The sequence below is a fragment of the Arhodomonas sp. AD133 genome, assembly GCF_051195215.1.
Taxonomy (GTDB): domain Bacteria; phylum Pseudomonadota; class Gammaproteobacteria; order Nitrococcales; family Nitrococcaceae; genus Arhodomonas.
The window spans coordinates 22,540-39,903 of sequence record NZ_JBNAZM010000014.1 but is presented as its reverse complement, the minus strand read 5'-3'; the positions used below and the strand labels follow the sequence as shown (position 1 = coordinate 39,903).

The 17,364-nt window shown below is 68.7% G+C and carries 20 protein-coding genes; 13 read left to right on the top strand and 7 right to left on the bottom strand.

What is annotated here, in order from left to right; all coding sequences use genetic code 11:
* Positions 1 to 103: 103 nt before the first annotated feature.
* Together dut and coaBC are read right to left on the bottom strand one after the other, a co-directional pair.
* Positions 104 to 559, bottom strand: coding sequence for a dUTP diphosphatase (gene dut / locus ACPEES_RS10320; RefSeq protein WP_435103390.1), 456 nt, complete (start codon positions 557 to 559; stop codon positions 104 to 106).
* Positions 546 to 1,754 (bottom strand): bifunctional phosphopantothenoylcysteine decarboxylase/phosphopantothenate--cysteine ligase CoaBC, encoded by a 1,209-nt coding sequence (coaBC, locus tag ACPEES_RS10315; protein ID WP_435103389.1) that lies wholly within the window; start codon positions 1,752 to 1,754, stop codon positions 546 to 548. The genes dut and coaBC overlap by 14 nt, the downstream gene beginning before the upstream one ends.
* A gap of 247 nt (positions 1,755 to 2,001) precedes the next feature.
* Between coaBC and radC the strand changes: the two genes are divergently transcribed.
* Both radC and ACPEES_RS10305 read left to right on the top strand, forming a co-directional pair.
* A complete protein-coding gene (gene radC, locus ACPEES_RS10310) occupies positions 2,002 to 2,676 on the top strand; it encodes a RadC family protein (RefSeq protein ID WP_435103388.1) in 675 nt (224 codons plus the stop codon).
* A 441-nt stretch (positions 2,677 to 3,117) separates the two neighbouring features.
* Positions 3,118 to 3,354, top strand: a complete 237-nt coding sequence (locus tag ACPEES_RS10305; RefSeq protein WP_435103387.1) for a hypothetical protein — start codon at positions 3,118 to 3,120, stop codon at positions 3,352 to 3,354.
* A gap of 47 nt (positions 3,355 to 3,401) precedes the next feature.
* Here the strand turns inward: ACPEES_RS10305 and rpoH are convergent, their stop codons facing one another.
* The 4 genes from rpoH to ftsY form a co-directional block, all read right to left on the bottom strand.
* Positions 3,402 to 4,274 (bottom strand): RNA polymerase sigma factor RpoH, encoded by an 873-nt coding sequence (gene rpoH, locus ACPEES_RS10300; RefSeq protein ID WP_435103454.1) that lies wholly within the window; start codon positions 4,272 to 4,274, stop codon positions 3,402 to 3,404.
* Positions 4,275 to 4,420: 146 nt separating this feature from the next.
* Positions 4,421 to 5,371 carry a permease-like cell division protein FtsX gene (gene ftsX / locus ACPEES_RS10295; RefSeq protein WP_435103386.1) on the bottom strand — a complete coding sequence of 317 codons (951 nt, stop codon included), beginning with the start codon at positions 5,369 to 5,371 and terminating at the stop codon, positions 4,421 to 4,423.
* The gene (gene ftsE, locus ACPEES_RS10290; RefSeq protein WP_435103385.1) at positions 5,371 to 6,048 is read right to left on the bottom strand and encodes a cell division ATP-binding protein FtsE; all 678 of its coding nucleotides are present in this window, start codon (positions 6,046 to 6,048) and stop codon (positions 5,371 to 5,373) included. The genes ftsX and ftsE overlap by 1 nt, the downstream gene beginning before the upstream one ends.
* Positions 6,045 to 7,154, bottom strand: a complete 1,110-nt coding sequence (gene ftsY, locus ACPEES_RS10285; RefSeq protein ID WP_435103384.1) for a signal recognition particle-docking protein FtsY — start codon at positions 7,152 to 7,154, stop codon at positions 6,045 to 6,047. Before ftsY ends, ftsE begins: the two co-directional genes overlap by 4 nt.
* A 77-nt stretch (positions 7,155 to 7,231) precedes the next feature.
* Between ftsY and ACPEES_RS10280 the strand changes: the two genes are divergently transcribed.
* The 5 genes from ACPEES_RS10280 (at position 7,232) to ACPEES_RS10260 (ending at position 11,692) form a co-directional block, all read left to right on the top strand.
* Positions 7,232 to 8,605 carry a M16 family metallopeptidase gene (locus ACPEES_RS10280; RefSeq protein ID WP_435103383.1) on the top strand — a complete coding sequence of 458 codons (1,374 nt, stop codon included), beginning with the start codon at positions 7,232 to 7,234 and terminating at the stop codon, positions 8,603 to 8,605.
* Positions 8,606 to 8,608: 3 nt separating this feature from the next.
* Complete coding sequence (locus tag ACPEES_RS10275) at positions 8,609 to 9,949, top strand: M16 family metallopeptidase (RefSeq protein ID WP_435103382.1); 1,341 nt, start codon at positions 8,609 to 8,611, stop codon at positions 9,947 to 9,949.
* On the top strand, positions 9,933 to 10,496 hold the full coding sequence (rsmD, locus tag ACPEES_RS10270) for a 16S rRNA (guanine(966)-N(2))-methyltransferase RsmD (RefSeq protein WP_435103381.1): 564 nt from the start codon (positions 9,933 to 9,935) through the stop codon (positions 10,494 to 10,496). Before ACPEES_RS10275 ends, rsmD begins: the two co-directional genes overlap by 17 nt.
* A 13-nt stretch (positions 10,497 to 10,509) precedes the next feature.
* Complete coding sequence (gene coaD, locus ACPEES_RS10265; RefSeq protein ID WP_435103380.1) at positions 10,510 to 10,998, top strand: pantetheine-phosphate adenylyltransferase; 489 nt, start codon at positions 10,510 to 10,512, stop codon at positions 10,996 to 10,998.
* A gap of 424 nt (positions 10,999 to 11,422) precedes the next feature.
* Positions 11,423 to 11,692 carry an RNA recognition motif domain-containing protein gene (locus ACPEES_RS10260; protein ID WP_435103379.1) on the top strand — a complete coding sequence of 90 codons (270 nt, stop codon included), beginning with the start codon at positions 11,423 to 11,425 and terminating at the stop codon, positions 11,690 to 11,692.
* Between the two features lie 96 nt (positions 11,693 to 11,788).
* On the opposite strand, the gene ACPEES_RS10255 is transcribed toward ACPEES_RS10260, so the two are convergent.
* Entirely contained in the window at positions 11,789 to 13,084 is a 1,296-nt protein-coding gene (locus ACPEES_RS10255) for an NAD(P)/FAD-dependent oxidoreductase (RefSeq protein WP_435103378.1), read from the bottom strand.
* A 193-nt stretch (positions 13,085 to 13,277) separates the two neighbouring features.
* On the opposite strand from ACPEES_RS10255, the gene ACPEES_RS10250 reads away from it, so the two are divergent.
* From ACPEES_RS10250 to ACPEES_RS10225, 6 genes are read left to right on the top strand one after another with little or no spacing between them, the layout of a single operon-like run.
* On the top strand, positions 13,278 to 13,544 hold the full coding sequence (locus ACPEES_RS10250; RefSeq protein ID WP_435103377.1) for a phosphopantetheine-binding protein: 267 nt from the start codon (positions 13,278 to 13,280) through the stop codon (positions 13,542 to 13,544).
* Positions 13,545 to 13,550: 6 nt separating this feature from the next.
* On the top strand, positions 13,551 to 14,168 hold the full coding sequence (locus tag ACPEES_RS10245; protein ID WP_435103376.1) for a ketosynthase: 618 nt from the start codon (positions 13,551 to 13,553) through the stop codon (positions 14,166 to 14,168).
* Complete coding sequence (locus tag ACPEES_RS10240; protein ID WP_435103375.1) at positions 14,165 to 15,511, top strand: AMP-binding protein; 1,347 nt, start codon at positions 14,165 to 14,167, stop codon at positions 15,509 to 15,511. The genes ACPEES_RS10245 and ACPEES_RS10240 overlap by 4 nt, the downstream gene beginning before the upstream one ends.
* The gene (locus ACPEES_RS10235; protein ID WP_435103374.1) at positions 15,508 to 15,816 is read left to right on the top strand and encodes an ACP dehydratase; all 309 of its coding nucleotides are present in this window, start codon (positions 15,508 to 15,510) and stop codon (positions 15,814 to 15,816) included. The genes ACPEES_RS10240 and ACPEES_RS10235 overlap by 4 nt, the downstream gene beginning before the upstream one ends.
* Entirely contained in the window at positions 15,807 to 16,778 is a 972-nt protein-coding gene (locus ACPEES_RS10230; RefSeq protein ID WP_435103373.1) for a lipid A biosynthesis acyltransferase, read from the top strand. The genes ACPEES_RS10235 and ACPEES_RS10230 overlap by 10 nt, the downstream gene beginning before the upstream one ends.
* Entirely contained in the window at positions 16,720 to 17,340 is a 621-nt protein-coding gene (locus tag ACPEES_RS10225; RefSeq protein ID WP_435103372.1) for a LolA-related protein, read from the top strand. Before ACPEES_RS10230 ends, ACPEES_RS10225 begins: the two co-directional genes overlap by 59 nt.
* Positions 17,341 to 17,364: the final 24 nt, after the last annotated feature.

The following is a 17,364-nucleotide window of genomic DNA, read 5'->3' as shown; positions in this document are numbered from 1 at the left end:
CACCTTCACTTCCGGCCCCGGATGGTGGCGGGGTGAATCATTGTGGTTGCGTTCGTGTGCGCGGCATGCCGGTCGCGGCGATCCCCGATCGGTGCAGTCACGGTCAGTGCCGTCCGGAATGGCCGAAGCCGCCCTCGCCGCGAGCGCTCGATTCGAAAGCGTCGACGATGTGGAATTGCGGGCGCTCGACGGGGAGGAACACGAGTTGCGCGATGCGTTCGCCCGGCTCGACGGTGAACGCTTCCCCGCTGCGGTTCCAGCAGGAGATGTAGATCTGGCCCTGGTAGTCGGAGTCGATCAGTCCCACGAGGTTGCCGAGCACGATGCCGTGCTTGTGGCCAAGGCCGGAGCGCGGCAGCACGACCGCGGCGTAGCGGCTGTCGCCGATGTGTACCGCGATGCCGCTGGGGATCAGCGTCGTCTCCCCGGGGGGCAGCGTGACCGTGTCGTCGAGGCAGGCGCGCAGGTCGAGGCCGGCGGAGCCGTCGGTGGCATAGCCGGGTAGTGGCCATTCGTTCTCCAGGCGCGGGTCGAGAATGCGCAGTTCAACGCTTTGCATGATATTGCTCGGTGATCAGTTCCATGAGGGCATCGGCAAGCTCGCGCTTGGGCGCGCTCGCGAGACTCGTGTGGCCGTCCTCCCAGAAGACTTCCAGGGCGTTGCGCTCGCTCTCGAAGCCGCTGTCGGGCCGGCCCACCCAGTTCGCGGCAATCAGGTCGGCGCCTTTGCGCCGGCGTTTGTCCCGGGCGTGCTCGGCCAGGCGTTCCGTCTCCGCGGCGAATCCCACGACGAACGGCCGTCGCGAGCGGAGGGCGGCGACCTCGCGGAGGATATCGGGATTGCGCACCAGTGTCAGGGTGAGGCCGCCTTCGTCGTCGCGCTTTTTGAGCTTCTCGGGTGCTGCTTCCGCGGCGCGGTAGTCGGCCACGGCGGCTGCTGCAATGAAAAGGTCACTGTCGCCGGCGCGGGCTATTACCGCCTCATGCATCTCGACGGCCGTTTCCACGTCGATGCGGGTGACGCCGGCGGGGGTGGCTGCCGGGCACGGGCCGGCCACCACCGTGACCTCGCCGCCTCGGGCCGCGGCGGCGGCGGCGATGGCGAAGCCCATCGCGCCGGTGCTGCGGTTGCTGAGGTAGCGTACCGGGTCGATGGCCTCGCGGGTGGGCCCGGCGGTGATGAGTATGCGCTGGCCGGCGAGGCGGTCATCACCGGAGCCCGCCAGGGCGGCGACGATGTCCGAGGGCTCGCTCATGCGTCCCGCGCCGGTCTCACCGCAGGCCTGGTCGCCTTCGCCGGGGCCGATGAAGCGCACGCCCCGCTCGGCGAGCGTGGCCCGGTTGGCCCGGGTCGCCGGGTTGGCCCACATGAGCCGGTTCATGGCCGGTGCCAGTGTGATCGGCGCATCCGAGGCCAGGCACAGGGTGGCGAGCAGGTCGTCGGCGAAACCGTGGGTGAGGCGTGCCATGAAGTCCGCGCTCGCCGGGGCCACCAGGATGTGATCGGCCCAGCGTGCCAGCTCGATGTGGCCCATGGCCGCTTCGGCGTTCGGGTCGAGCAGATCGTGGTGTACCGGGTTGCCGGAGACCGCCTGGAACGTCAGCGGCCGGACGAACTCCATGGCGGCGGCGGTGAGCGCCACGCGTACCTCGGCGCCCGCATCGCGCAGGCGTCGGACCAGGTCGGGGCTCTTGTAGGCGGCGATGCCGCCGGTGACTCCGAGCAGGATGTGGCATCCGGCGAGTTTCGGCATGGGCGCTCCGGGTGAATGCCGCAGTGGTCTCCGGAATCGGGCGCTGGTCGTCATGCGTTGCCTCGTGCGCCGATTCGCCCTGCATCACGATGCAACGCCGCAGTGGTGGTGGCGGACAACACGCGCTCGGTACTAGCGGCCATCGTGGTCGGGACATGGCAAGCGTACCCGAGGCGGGTCGTGGCTGGAAAGGCGGTCGCGAAGCGGTACACTATGGCGTTTGAGACAAACGCCTCAGGGAGGAGGTATGCGGATTACCGACTGGCCCGCGGCGGAGCGGCCGCGGGAAAAGCTCCTCGAGCGCGGTGCCGGCGCGCTCTCGGACGCCGAGCTTCTCGCCATTTTCCTGCGCACGGGGCGGCAGGGGCGTACCGCCGTGGATCTCGCCCGCGAGCTGGTCGCCGCGTTCGGCGGTCTGCGAGGTCTGCTCGACGCCGACCGCCGCGCGTTCAGCGCCCATCCAGGGTTGGGGCCGGCAAAGTATGCGCAGCTCCAGGCGGTGCTGGAGATGGCGCGCCGGCACCTGCACGAGCGCTTGGAGCGTGGCGATGCGCTCACCAGCCCGGCCGACACCCGACGCTTTCTCACTGCACAGCTCCGTGACCGGCCGGCGGAGGTGTTCGCGGCGCTCTTCCTGGACAATCGCCACCGGGTGATCGCGTTCGAGGAGCTGTTCCAGGGCACCATCGACGCGGCCCAGGTGCACCCGAGGGAAGTGGTCCGCAGGGCGCTTTCCCACAACGCGGCGGCGGTCATCATCGCGCACAATCACCCCTCCGGCGTCGCCGAGCCGAGCAAGGCCGATGAGCAGATCACCCGACGGTTGCGTGATGCGCTGCTGCTGGTGGACGTGCGTCTGCTCGATCATTTCGTCATCGGCGACGGCGAACCGGTGAGCTTCGCCGAGCGTGGGTTGTTGTAGGCGTCGATGGCAGATCTCGCGACGCTCGCCGGAGTCCTCGCGCTATTGGCCCTGGGGCCGCCGTGGCTCGGTGTTTCACGCTCGGGTGCCGTGCCGTAAGGCGGCGGGGTGTCAGGAGCCGGGAGACGCTGTGAATACGTCCTTGTACGCTTGGATGCGGCCGTCCCTGGCCGCATACACTCCCGGCTCCTGATACCCCGCCGCCTCAGGCGGGCATTGGGGCGTGTCCGCACCCCATGTCGTGGCGTCGGTTACCTGGAAGGGGCGTCAGCGCAGCCCAACGTCGTCGACCCGGTCCCGGATGGTGGGGTCCGCTGCGCTTCACCCACCCTACGACCCACGCCCTGAGCCCCGCCCGGAACGCGGAACCGAAACGAGGACTCGGCCCCTGTATCAGACCACCGCCTTTTCTCTACCCGCTTGCCGCTTCATACTCCGCCCATGCGCACACTTACCGACGACAACGGCCGGCAGTGGACCGCCGTGGTGGGGCGAGAGTCCTACGGGGTCCATGTGATTCTGTTCATGGCGAGTGGCGGCGGGGCCGCGATGCAGGCACCGCTGGACTCGGAGACCTGGCTGGAGGCCGAGCGGGAGCTGGAGGCGCTGGACGACGGCGAGCTCCAGCAACGCCTTTCCGGTGCCTGGCCGTGGGGCGAGTCGTTTACCGGTGATTGAAACGCCGGCCGCGCCCCTCGCGGGCGTGGCCGGCGATCCTGGTGGCGTCAGGCCGCTTCGGCCATCGCGCCCCGCAGTTTCTTCAGGGCGTTCTTCTCGAGCTGGCGGATACGCTCGGCGGAGACGCCGTATTCGTCGGCGAGTGTCTGCAGCGTCGCCTTGGCGTCGTTCAGCCAGCGCCGGGCGATGATGTCGCGGCTGCGTTCGTCGAGCCCCGCCAGGGCTTCGTGCAACGCATCCTGCTGATGGCTCGTCCAGTCATTGCCTTCGATTTCCATGGCCGGATCCACACCGGCGTGCTGGAGGTAGGCCGCCGGTGCGCGCGGGGTGTTGTCCTCGTCGTCACTGTTCTCCGGCGGGTCGAAGCCGACATCCTGGCCTGAAAGGCGGGATTCCATCTCCAGCACCGTCTCGGGTTTGACGCCGAGGTCCTTGGCGACGGCGTTCACTTCCGCGCGGTTCATCCACCCGAGGCGCTTCTTCGATCCACGCAGGTTGAAGAAGAGCTTGCGTTGCGCCTTGGTGGTCGCGACCTTGACGATCCGCCAGTTACGCAGAATGAACTCGTGGATTTCGGCGCGGATCCAGTGCACTGCGAAGGAGACCAGGCGCACGCCCACGTCCGGGTCGAAGCGCTTGACTGCCTTCATCAGGCCGATGTTGCCTTCCTGGATGAGGTCGGCGAGCGGCAGGCCGTATCCGGTATAGCCGCGCGCTACGTGCACGACGAAGCGCAGGTGTGACATGACCAGCCAGCGAGCTGCGTCGAGGTCGTTGTCGTCGCGATAGCGGACGGCGAGGTCGTGCTCCTCTTCCGCGCTCAGCGTCGGAACGCGGTTTACCGCCTGAATGTAATGATCCTCACTGCCTGCATGCAGCGGCAGGCTGTTGAGGTCGGTACGGGCAATGGCCTTGGTCATCTCCATGGCTTCCCCCTTGTCGAAGCCGGATGCGTGGGCGTCGTTCGACGCACACGGGATGGTCTGTAGCGTTGGATGCCGACCACCCTTAGAAAGTTCCCTTTCGGACTATATGTCTGCTGTGGACGTTTTCAAGGGCCAGCCGATCAACGCGGTTCGATGGCGGCCAGATGTCGCCCCACGGCGAGCCATGAGCCGAGCAGGCCGAGCAGCATGCCGCAACCGATGAGCGTGGCGAGGCCCGCGGCGTCCAGGCCGGCCAGCCGGAACGGGCTGCCGTAACTTGTCGCGAGCGCGTTGGCAGGCCCGGAGAGCAGCAGGTAGGCGCCTTCCACCAGGGCACTGGCGATCACGCCTCCTGTCAGGCCATACCACAGACCGGCGTAAAGGAATGGCCGCCGGACGAACCCGTCGGTGGCTCCGATCAGCTTCGTGATGGCGATTTCCTCGCGGCGGTTTTCAATGTCCAGGCGAATCGTGTTGCCGATCACCAACACCACCGCGACACCGAGCAGGCCGGTGAGCAGCCATACTGCCCGTTGCAGCAGCATCAGGATGGCGTGGAGGCGCTGTACCCACTCGCGGTCCAGGCGCACCTCGGCGCTCTCAGGGCGGTCCTTCAGGGCGGTTGCCAGCGCTTCGATGTCAGCCGGGGGCAGTCCCCGTGCCGGCTCCACCAGGAGTACCGCCGGCAGCGGGTTGTCCTCGAGAAGCGCTAGGGCGCGGTCGAGTCGCGTGTGCGCCCGGAACTCGGCGAGGGCCTCCTCCGGGGGCATGAGGTGCACGCCGGCGACGTCACCGCGGCCGCGCACCGCCTCGGCAAGACGTTGCGCGGCACTGTCGTCGAGATCCTTGTCGAGGAATACCGACATACGCGTACGTCCCTGCCAGTCGCCGGCGATGGCTTCGGCGTTGTCCATTAGCAGCAGGAACGCGGCGGGCAGGGCGAGGGAAATACCGATGACCGCTGCGGTCATCAGCCCGGGTGCCAGGCTGGCCCGGAAACGCCCCAGTGCACCGACCAGGGCCCGGGCATGGTGCTCGCCCCAGATGCCCAGCCGCGTACGCCACGAGCGTCGTTCGCCGCGGGCAGCCATCAGGAAGCGCTCCGTGCAGGCTCGTCGCCGGCCACGCGGCCATCGGCCAGGTGAATGCGGCGGTGGCCGAGGCGGTCGACCAGGTCCACGTCGTGAGTGGCGATCAGGGTCGTTACGCCGAGCTCGCTGAAGCGTCGGAACAGCGTCATGATCTCCGCCGAGAGCGTGGGGTCGAGGTTGCCCGTAGGCTCATCGGCGAGCAGTACCGGGGGGCGGCTGACCACCGCCCGCGCGATACCCACGCGCTGCTGTTCACCGCCCGAAAGCGTGACAGGGTGCGCGCGTTCGAGGCGTAGCAGATCCACCTTGTCGAGCGCGGCGCGCACCCGTCGGGCCATCTCACGGCGGGGTACCCCCGCAATGACCAATGGCAGGGCCACATTGTCGAACACGGTGCGGTCGTGAAGCAGGCGGTGGTCCTGAAAGATCATGCCGATGCCGCGACGCAGGTGCGGGATGCGTCGCCGTGCTAGCTGGCCGAGATTCGCGCCGCCCACTGTCACGCTGCCCCGCGTGGGGCGCTCCAGAAGCGGGATGAGGCGCAGCAGGGTGCTTTTGCCCGCGCCGCTACGGCCGGTGACGAATGCCAGCTCTCCGGGGCGGACGTGGAGGCTGACGTGGCCGAGTGCCTCGCGCCCGCCCGGATAGCGCTTGGTGACGCCCTCCAGGCGGATCATGCCCGCTCGTCGGCCTCCGGTGTGGTGGCGAGCAGGGCGTCGACGAACTCCTCGGCGCGGAACGGCCGCAGGTCCTCGGCCTGCTCGCCGACGCCGATGTAGCGGATGGGCAGGCCGAGCTGCTGCGCCATGGCCAGCACCACGCCGCCCTTGGCGGTGCCGTCGAGCTTGGTGATGATGACGCCGGTGACCCCTACTGCCTCGTGGAACTGTCTGGCCTGGGAGAGGGCGTTCTGACCCGTGCCCGCGTCCACCACCAGCAATACCTCGTGGGGGGCGGAGTCGTCCTGCTTGCCGAGTACCCGGCGGATCTTCTTGAGCTCCTCCATGAGGTTGCTCTGAGTGTGCAGCCGCCCGGCGGTATCGGCGATCAGGACGTCCGCGCCGCGGGCGCGGGCGGCCTCGTGCGCGTCGTAGACCACCGAGGCGGCGTCCGCGCCGGTGGGCTGACTGATCACCGGGATGCCGGTACGCTCGCCCCAGACCTTGAGTTGTTCCACGGCGGCAGCACGGAAGGTATCGCCGGCGGCGAGGAGTACCGAGTGCCCGTCATCGCGCCACTGGGCGGCGAGCTTGCCGATCGTGGTGGTTTTGCCGACGCCGTTGACGCCGACGGTGAGCACGACGAACGGTGCCCGGGCGCCGTCCACGGTGAGCGGGGTGCTCACCGGCTCGAGTATGGCGAGCATGTCCTCGCGCAGCGCGCGATGGAGTGCCGCGGCGTCGGCGAGTTCCTTGCGGCGCAGGCGTGCGGTCAGGTCGTCGATGATCCTCTGGGTCGCCTCCACGCCGACGTCGGCCATCAGCAGCTGGGTTTCCAGCTCTTCGAGGAGGTCGTCGTCGATGCTCTTGCGCCCGAGGAACAGGCTGGAGAGGCCGTCACCGGTTTTCCGCAGACCCGCGCGCAGGCGCTTGAGCCAGCCGCCGCCGGGCTTATCGCGCCCGGCGCGTGCCGGCCCGGGGGGATCCCCCGTGGTCGACGGGGCGCTTGCCGTCCCGCCGGTCTGTACGGTTGCATCGGTTGCCGGCGACTCGGTCGCGTCGGTGCTTTCGTGCCCGTCAGACGGTTGCTGCTTGCCCTTCTTGCGGCGGCCGAACCCGAACATGGAACCTCACGACGCTCGGTGGGTACAAACGGGTTGGTATCCTACCACTCCTTTTCGAGGCCTTGGCAGCGACAACCATGACACGACGATATTGGCTAGGCGCGCTCGCGGCATTCGCCTGGCTCGCCACCGCACCCCTTGCGGCCGCCCAGCAGTGGCCAGTGAGCGAGACACGGCTCGACAACGGCTTGCAGGTGATCGTGCGCGAGGACCATCGTGCGCCGGTGGTGGTCTCGCAGATCTGGTACCGAGTGGGCTCGAGCTACGAGCACTCGCCCATCACCGGTGTTTCCCACGTGCTCGAGCACATGATGTTCAAGGGCACCGAGTCGCTGGCGCCGGGTGAGTTCTCGCGCATCGTCGCCCGCGAGGGCGGGCGTGAGAACGCCTTTACCGGGCGTGACTACACTGCCTACTTCCAGCAGCTCTCCGCTGACCGCCTGGAGACCTCCTTCCGCCTGGAGGCCGAGCGCATGCACCGGCTGCGGCTGGACGAGGGCGCCTTCGCCAAAGAGTTGCAGGTGGTCATCGAGGAGCGCCGGCTGCGCATCGAGGATCAACCCCTGTCGGCCTTTGGCGAGCGCTTCAACACCATCGCCTATCCGGTGAGCCCCTACCGGCAGCCGATCATCGGCTGGCCCGCGGACCTGCAAAGCTTGCGCCTGGATGACCTCGCCACGTGGTACGAGCGCTGGTATACGCCCGCGAATGCCACGCTGGTGGTGGTCGGCGACGTGGATCCGCAGCACGTCTTCGACCTTGCCCGCGAGCATTTCGGCCCGGTGCCCGGCGGCGAGGCGCCGGCGCCGCGTCACGAACCCACTCTGTCGGCGCCCGGTGAGCGCCGGTTCGAGGCACGTGACGATCGCGCCGATGTTCCTCACGTGATCGTCGGCTACCAGGTCCCCTCCGCGGCCACGGCCGGGTACGCCGCCGACGTCTACGCGCTGGAGGTGCTTGCCACGGTGCTCGACGGCGGCGACGGCGCGCGCCTGCCCCAGCGGCTGGTGCGAGACCGCGAGATCGCCGCCGGAGTGAGTGCCGGCTATTCGTCGACCAGCCGCCTCGAGACCCGGTTCACTCTGGAGGGCTCGCCCACCAGCGGTACGGCCCCGGAGGCCCTGGAGCGGGCGCTGCGTGAGGAGGTCGCGGCGCTGCGCGAGGAGCCGGTGAGCGACGAGGCGCTGGCGCGGGCGCGCAATCAGCTCCTCGCCGACCACCTCTTTCAGCTCGACTCCATGTTCTACCAGGCGATGCGCATCGGTCGCCTGGAGACCACCGGCATTGGCTGGGAGTGGCTCAAGGGCTACGAGGACGGCATTCGCGCAGTGACCGCTGCCGACATCCAGCGCGTTGCGCGCGCGTATCTCACCCCGGAACGCCTGACCGTGGGCATTCTCCGTCCCGGCGAACAGGACGGGGTCGATAGTGACAAGAGTGAGGAGCGATAATCCATGCGACGCCTGTTGATTGCGGCGGTCCTCGTCGCGCTAATCGTTCCGTCGGCGGCCATGGCGGTGCCGGACGTCCAGCACTGGCAGACCGAGGGGGGGACGCGGGTGGCGTTCGTGCCCGCGCGGGAGTTGCCCATCGTGGACGTGCGCGTGGTCTTCGACGCCGGTGCGGCCCGCGACGGCGACAGCCCGGGGCTCGCGGGGCTCACCAACAACCTCCTGCTCGAGGGCACTGACGCCGCCAGTGCCGGTGAGATCGCCCGGCGCTTCGAGCAGGTGGGGGCACGCGTGTCCACCGGTAGCGCCCGCGACATGGCGTGGGTCCATCTACGCAGCTTGAGTCGGGGGGAGAACCTGGATGCCGCGGTGGGGCATCTCGCCGGTGTGCTGGCGGCACCGGCCTTCGAACAGACGGCCTTCGAGCGTGTGCGCGAGCAGATGCAGGTGTCGCTGCGCTACGCCAAGCAGGACCCGGGCGATCGCGCGGGGCGTGCGTTCATGCGGGCGCTGTTCGGTGATCATCCTTACGCATCGCCACCGGCGGGCACGCGCGAGGGTCTGGCCGCCATCGAGCGCGCCGACGTCCGCGCCTTCCACGAGCGCTACTACGGTGCCGCCAACGCCACCATCGCCATCGTCGGCGACCTCGACCGCGATCGCGCGGAGGCGCTCGCCCGTGAGCTCGCATCCGCTCGCCCCGCCGGCGAGGCGGCGCCGGCGTTGCCGCCGACGCCCGAGCTCGATAGTAGCCGCACGGTGCGCGTGCCTTTCGACTCCACCCAGACCCACGTGATCATCGGCCAGCCCGCCGTCGCCCGCGGCGACGAGCGCTGGGTGCCGCTGTATCTCGCCAACCATGCCCTTGGCGGTGGCGGGATGGTCTCCATTCTCACCGAGCGCATGCGCGACGAACGGGGGCTGTCCTACAACTCGTCGAGCGGCCTCTCCGCGGCGGCGGCGGGCGGCTGGTTCCAGATGGACACCGAAGTGCGCAACTCGGCCCTCGACGAGGCGCTGACGGTGCTGCGCGAGACGCTTCAGCAATTCCACGACAAGGCGCCGGCACCGGAGCGTCTCGAGCTCGCGCGGCGTAATATCACCGGTAGCTTTCCGCTGAATTTCGACAGCAATCGCGACCTGGTCAGCTACATCGCCATGATTGCGTTCTACGACCTGCCGCCGGACTACCTGCAGCGATTCCGCGACGATATCGGCGCCGTCTCCGCCGAGCGCGTTGGCGACGTGTTCGGGGCGGTGATCGATCCCGGTCGTCAGATTACCGTTCTCGTTGGGCCGGCTGAGATCATCGGCGCCGGAGGGAGTGATGGCGGCGACTCGTAATCGCCTGCGCATCATCGCCGGTGAGTGGGGCGGCCGCCGGCTCGCCTTTCCCGCCGCCGGTGGCCTGCGCCCCACCGGCGAGCGGGTGCGAGAGACGTTGTTCAACTGGCTTCAGGCGGACGTGGCCGGGGCTCGATGCCTCGACCTGTTCGCCGGCAGTGGTGCCCTGGGCCTGGAGGCGGCCTCCCGGGGCGCCCGCGAAGTCGTCCTCGTGGAGCGGTCCGCGCGGGTTGTCGCGGCGCTGCGCGAGAACGTGCGCGCGCTGGATGCCGACGGGCGGATACGTGTGCTCAACGCCGATGCCCGGCGTTTTCTTGCTGGTCAGTCACAGCCTTACGACCTGGTATTTCTTGATCCACCCTTCAGGTCGGCTATCATCGGGCCGGTCTGTACGGGGCTCGAGGCGGGCGGTTGGCTCGCCACCGACGCGCTGGTGTACGTGGAGGCGGACAGTCACCGTGCGTTGCCGCCACTGCCCGAGCGCTGGGCCCCGGTTCGCGAAGGCGTTGCCGGAGGAGTCGCCTACCGGCTCTACCGGCGCCAGTGAGAGGAGCCCCGTCATGGGCGTGGTAGCGGTCTATCCCGGGACATTCGATCCCATCACCAACGGCCACGGCGACCTCGTGGAGCGCGCTTCCCGGCTGTTCGACCGGATCATCGTCGGCGTCGCCGGCTATCCCAGTGCGAGCAAGCGGCCGGCATTCACGCTCGAGGAACGCGTGAGCCTCGCTGCGGCGGTGGTCGGCCATCTACCCAATGTGGAGGTGCGCCCGTTCGAGACGCTGCTGGCGGATTTCGTCACTGCCTGCCGCGCCCAGGTCATCCTGCGTGGCTTGCGGGCGGTGTCGGACTTCGAGCACGAGTTCCAGCTCGCCAGCATGAACCGCCAGCTCGTCCCCGGTGTCGAGACCATGTTCCTCACGCCGGCGGAGCAGTATGCCTACATCTCCTCCAGTCTGGTGCGGGAGGTGGCTGCGCTCGGCGGCGACGTGACCCGGTTCGTGCACCCGCGGGTGCAGGCGGCGCTCGCCGAGCGCCTGCGCGGGTAGTGTCCTGAATCGGCATTTCGTTGGGCGCGTCATGGCGCCGCTGTCGCGGTGTTGGTGCCGCTCGACGTGGGGGCCGCCACGCCTTCCCGTCACCGTCTGGCGACAGCAGCGCCATGACGCGCAGAAAGACAGCGAAATGCCGAATCAGGACACTGGTGCGGCGCCCGCCGTCTGTCGCTGTCACAAATTTGTGATTGCAAACCCCTGTTGAAAACCGTAATGTCGAACCCGGTGCGTTCGCAAAGCGACGCCGACTGCCCTCGGTTCCGGATCTCCGCTTCCGTCGCGCAGCCGCGACGCCGCCGATGCAACGCTCCGCGGCAGGGGCTTTCTCCCTCCGGAGCGATCTCCTGCCTCCAAGACGTGATGTTTGATCTGCCGCGTCCTTAGCCAGGCCGGCAGTGTATGGATGAGTGTGTTTACGATGAAATCGATCTATGTGGGCAACCTGCCCTTCAGCGCCTCCGAGGACGAGGTTCGTGACCTGTTCGCCGCTTACGGCGAGGTGAACGAGGTGCGGCTGATTACCGACCGCGAGACCGGTCGGCCGCGGGGCTTCGGCTTCGTGCGGATGGGTCCGTCCGAGGCGGATGCTGCCATCGAGGCGCTGAATGGCACCGAGATGGGTGGCCGCACCCTGCGCATCAACGAGGCGGAGGACCGCAAGCCCTCCCGCGGCCCGCGCCGCTTCTAAAGCCAGGGGTCAGCCGGCGACCGCCGGTGCCCTAAACGGCCCACGCCGACGCCCGCGCTGGGGTAACCCGCGCGGGCGTCGTGTATTCAGAATGCCTCACCCAAGACCCATGGCTTCACGCCGTTGCTGCCGTGCCTGGCGGTTGGCGCGCCATCCGCGAAGATAGAAGCCGTAATAGCAAATCCGGAACGCCCACAGCGGTCGGGCGATCGGGGTGGTGCCGTGGACGTCGCCGGCGAGTACTGACGTGACGCCCTCGCGCATGCGCACCGCGTCGCTCGGCGCCATGAACATCTCGCGCAACGCCGGCTGATTGAAGCGATAGATGAACCAGGAGAACCGGGCGAGTCCGCAGTGGAGCTGGCGGAGGTAGCGCCACGCGGCCCGGGCGGCCCGAAGGCGTCGCCCCGCCAGGCGCGCGTGTATCACCTCGGCGGCGGAGAACGCACCGCTCAATGCCAGGTGCACGCCGCTGGAGAAAACCGGATCGACGAACGCATAGGCGTCACCCACGCGTATCCAGTCCCGGCCCATTAGCTTCGGGGCGCGATAGGCGAAGTTGCCGGTGGCCTCCGCGCCGCGGATGCGCTCGGCGTCGCACAGGCGCGCGGCGAGATCCGGGCAGCGCTCGATGGTCTCGTCCAGGAATCCGTCGAGGTCGGTGCGCCGGCGCTTGAGGTGGGCCGGCCAGCATACCGCGCCGACGCTCACGTCACCGTCGCGGAACGGGATGAACCAAAGCCATCCCTGCTCGAACCAGTAGACCCGGATATTGCCGCTATCGCGACCGGTGTCCAGACGGGCACCGCGGAAGTGGGCATAGACAGCGGCACTGTTGTGCAGGCGGTTGCGTCGTACCCCGTCACCCCGGCGGGCGAGCAGGCTGTGACGACCGCTGGCGTCGACGAGCTGGCGGCAGGCGAGCTGGTGGCAGGCGCCGTCCGGGTCGCGCACCTGCACCAGGGCGCCGCCGCCGGTGCGGAACGCCACGTCGGTGACCGTCCAGCCGCTGCGTGCGTCGACGCCGCGGGTCGCTGCGTTGTCGAACAGCAGGGCGTCGAGCTCTGCACGGCGTACCTGCCATGCGCTGGTGTAACGCCGATCGATGGCCTGGTCGAAGTAATAGCGTTGCTCGCCTTCATGCCAGGGGGAGACGAATGTCGCACCGTTCTTGCGCAGACCAATACGGGCGACGGCCTCGGCGACGCCGAGCCGTTCGAATAGCGGCTGGCTCAACGGCAGCAGGGATTCGCCGATGTGAAAGCGCGGGTGGCGCGCCATCTCCAGCAGCAACACCCGCCAGCCGTACCTGGCGAGCTCGGTGGCGGTGGCGCTCCCGGCCGGTCCGCCGCCGATGACGATGGCGTCCCACTGCGCCGTCTCCGTGTTCATGGTGCCCTCCGTTGACACGATGGAATGGCATGGCCACTGCGGCCCGTGGCGACCGCGGTCAAAGCGCGCCGGTTGTGCCCGTGGCGCGCTATTGTAGAATCGTCCGCCACGCGCGGGGGCGTAGCGAGCTGTGGCGGCACAGGTGGCCGATGTTGCCTCGAGAGCGCATACCTTATTCCAACGAGCTTTCGTTATGGGCGAATTGACGCAAATGGAGCGTGAGGTCGCTGACCTCATCGCCGAGGCCTTGAATGTAGACGTCGATCATGAGGCCGTAGGGCCGGAGACGCCGCTGTTCGGCGAAGGCGTGGGACTGGATTCCATCGACGCGCTGGAGCTCGCGGTGGAGATCTCGCGGCGATACGGGTTTCAGTTGCGTTCGGACGATCCGGACAACGCCCGGATTTTCGCGTCGATCCGGTCGCTGGCGGCGCACATCGAGACGCATCGGGTGCAGTAGCCGGCCATGCGCGGAGTGCTAGCGGCCGCCATGGTGCTGGCTTATCCGGCCTGGTCCCATGCCGTGGTGTCCGCGGGGTATCCACAGTTGAGCCTCGTCGGGCTGGTCGCGGTCTTCGGGTTATCCGAGAGGGTGCGCCAGGCCGGTTGGCCGGGGGGAGCGGGCTTTTGGGCTGTGATGCTCGGGCTGTCCGCCGCCGCCGCGCTGGATCTTGCGGTTGCCGTGCCGCTTGCGCTCTACCTGCCGCCGGTGTTGATCCCCCTCGGGCTTGCGTGGTTGTTCGCGCGCTCGCTTATGCCGGGGCGGCGCCCGTTGATCCAGGCTTTCGTTCAGGACGTCATGGGTGACCGGCGTCCGTCGAAGGCCACGTATGCCCGGCGGCTCACCACCGTCTGGGCACTCGTGCTGGGCCTGCTCGCCATCGAGGCGCTGGCGCTCGCGCTGTTCGCGCCGCCGTCGCTTTGGTCGCTGATGACCAACGGTGTCAACTACGCCATCGTCGCCGGGGTGTTCGCGCTGGAGTTCGCCTGGCGGTGTCACCGCTTCGGTGTGCCGGACCGCCCGGGCACGTTGTGGACGCGCATGCTGAGCACCGACTGGCGCCGTCTGGGGGACGGCTCGTGACGGTCGCGCGGCCACTGCCGTTCTTTGGTGACCGGCGGCCGGAGGTCCCGGTGGCCGTCACCGCTGCCGGGGAGGCGCTCACGCTCGCGGAGATGGACGCGCATGCCCGCGCCCTCGCTGCGGTGGCGGGTACAGCCGATGCCCTGGTCGCCCTGACGGATGACCGGCTCAACGTCGCGGTGTCGCTGCTGGCGGCGCTGCACGCGGATGTGCCCTGTCTCATGCCCCACGATCACGCTGCGGAGACCGTTCGTCGGCTTCGCAGGACCTATCCGCGCGCCTGCTTCGTAGCCGACGGCGATGGTTTCGAGACGGCCACACCGGTGCGCATCGATCGGCTCTCTCCGGCGCCCCCGGCGGGGTCCGTGCCGGTGTTTCCCGGTGATCGCGTTGCCGCCCGGGTATTCACATCCGGGTCCACCGGCTGCCCGACGGAGCACGACAAGCGCTGGGCGGCATTCGCCGACGTCGGCGATATGCTCGGCGAACGTCTGCCATTCGAGGCGGGCATGCGGGTGGTGGCCACCGTGCCGGGCCAGCATGTTTTCGGTCTTGAGGCGTCGATCATGCTGCCGCTGCGTGCCGGGGGGCTGTTGCAGGCGACGCGGCCGTTGTTTCCGGCGGATATCGCCGCCGCGCTGGCAGCCGGTGATGCGCCCGCCGTGCTCGTGACCACGCCGGTGCACCTGCGTGCGCTGTTGCGCAGTGGCCAGGCCGTTGCGTCGCCGGCGTTCGTGCTATCGGCCACCGCGCCGCTCGACAGTTCCCTTGCCGCGCATGCCGAGTCGGTGCTCGAGGCTCCCGTCTACGAGCTCTTCGGCTGTACCGAGGCGGGCGCCGTGGCTACTCGCCGGACGGCACAGGAGTCGGTCTGGCAGCCGTGTCGCGGCGTGCGCGTGCGCGCGAGTACGGGCGGCCGTGCTGACGTGACCGCCCCATACCTTGCGGAGATCGTGCGTCTCGCCGATCGCGTGCGCGTTCACCGGGACGGGTGTTTCACCCTCGAAGGCCGCGAGAGCGATCTCGTCAACGTCGCCGGCAAACGTGGCTCCCTTGGTGACATCACGGCACGTCTGCTCGCGCTGCCGGGCGTCGAGGATGCGGTCGTCCACGTTCCCGCCGAAAGCGGCAACGGCGAGGTGCGTCGTCTGGTCGCTTTCGTGGTGGCGCCCGGCAGGGAAGCGGTAGAGTTACGGGCGTGTCTGCGCGATGAGGTGGACCCGGCTTTCGTGCCGCGACCGCTGGTGTGTGTCGAAGCACTGCCCCGCAATGCCGCCGGCAAGATTACCCGTGCCAGCCTCGAGGCCATGTATCGGGACCATCTCGGTGAGGCTGTGTCATGACCGGCTCGTTCGTGGTACCTGCCGATCATCCATGTCTGCCCGACCATTTCCCGGGGCGGCCCATCGTGCCCGCCGTGGTGATTCTCGAACATGTCCTCGACTGCGCCGAGGCCGCGGGCCACGAAGTTGTCGCGGTGGCGAGCGCCCGTCTGCTGCAGCCGCTGGTGCCCGGGCGGTGCTGCGAGGTCCACCTGCGGCAGGGTACTGCCCGTCTGCGTTTCCGCGTAACCGCCACCGATGGCGAAGAGGTGGCCCGCGGCGAGCTGGAAGTGGCCGACGACGGTGAGGGGCCGGCATGCGGCTGAACCGCGAGGACGCACCGCACTGGACGGTGAATCCGGGGCGCGGCAGTCGCTGGAGCATCACACTGATCGTGCGTCTTGCCCTTGCGTGCGGGCGCACGGCCATCTATCCGCTGGTCCATGTGGTAACGCTCTACTTCGTACTCGTCTCTGCGCGCAGCCGTGCCGTCTCCCGGGCCTACCTGGCACGGGCGCTGGACCGTGCGCCCACGTGGCGGGATGTTTACCGCCATCACTGGCGGTTCGCCTGCACGTTGCTGGACCGGGTGTTCCTGCTCGCCGGACGCCGCCGAGGGATTCGCGTTCGCCCGGTATGCGGGGACGATGCTCTGGATCTGCTGGGCTCACGCCCGTGTCTGCTCCTCGGGGCGCATCTGGGGAGTTTCGAGGTGCTGCGTGGACTGGCCGATACTCACCCGAGCCTTGCCGTGCGCCCGCTCATGTACCGCGAGCAGCACCAACATGCCGACCGCGTGCTGGCAGCGATCAATCCGGAGCAGGCGGCGCGTGTCATCCCCATCGGCGGTATCGACGGGCTACTGGCGGCGGGGGAGGCAGTGGCGGCCGGTGAAAGCCTGGGCATGCTCGGCGACCGGGCCCCGCCGGGCACGCGGCAGCATACCTGCCGCCTGCTCGACGGTGAGGTCGCGTTGCCCGAGGGGCCATTGCGCATCGCACACGCCCTGCGGCTGCCCGTAGTGCTGTGCTTCGGTCTCAATCGTGGCTGGGGGCGCTACGATGCGCACTTCGAGGTACTCTGCCACGAGCTCCGGCTGCCGGCAGGGGGGAAGCGCGAGGCCGCGGTTGCCGGGTGGCTGCAGACCTATGCCGATCGCCTCGCGGCGTACTGCCGCACATCGCCTTGCAACTGGTTCAATTTCTACGATTTCTGGCAGGAGCTCGACCATGCGCCCGTGGCGGCTGATGGTGGTGACGATCTTGCTGTGGTGGGCCGACGCGGCTAGTGGAGCCGGAGTGAGCCTGGACGCGGTGGTCGCCCGTCTGGCGCTGACGGTGCCGTCGCAGACACATGCGTTCTGCGAGATCCGCGATAGTGGTCTGCTCAGTGAGCCGGTGAAACTCCACGGAGAGCTCACTGTATTCAGGGATGGGCGCTTTCTCAAGCGCACCCACCATCCCGACGGCCGGGAGGCCGTGGTGCGGGTGCATGGCGACACCGTCACCATCGATTCTGCCAATGACGAACGAACGTTCTCGCTTGCCCGCTCGCCCAGCCTGGCCGCTGTCGTGCAGGCGCTGCGGGCGCTGGCGCTCGGTGAGACGGCGGCGCTGCGTGTCGGGTTCGACGTCGCAGTCACTGGTGATACCGATGCATGGCGGATCCAGCTCGAACGGCCTGACCAGCTACCGGGTGGTACCGTGGATCCCGGCCCGAGCGGCGATGTCGTTCGGGTCACCCTTGCAGGGCATGGTTCGCGACTGGTTCGCATCACGCTGGCCCGGCAAGGCCAACGGACTATCCTGGAGCTGGAGCGCGCCGGCAGTGACCGCGACGACTGCGTGTAGGATCGTGAAGCGGGAGCTCGGTTG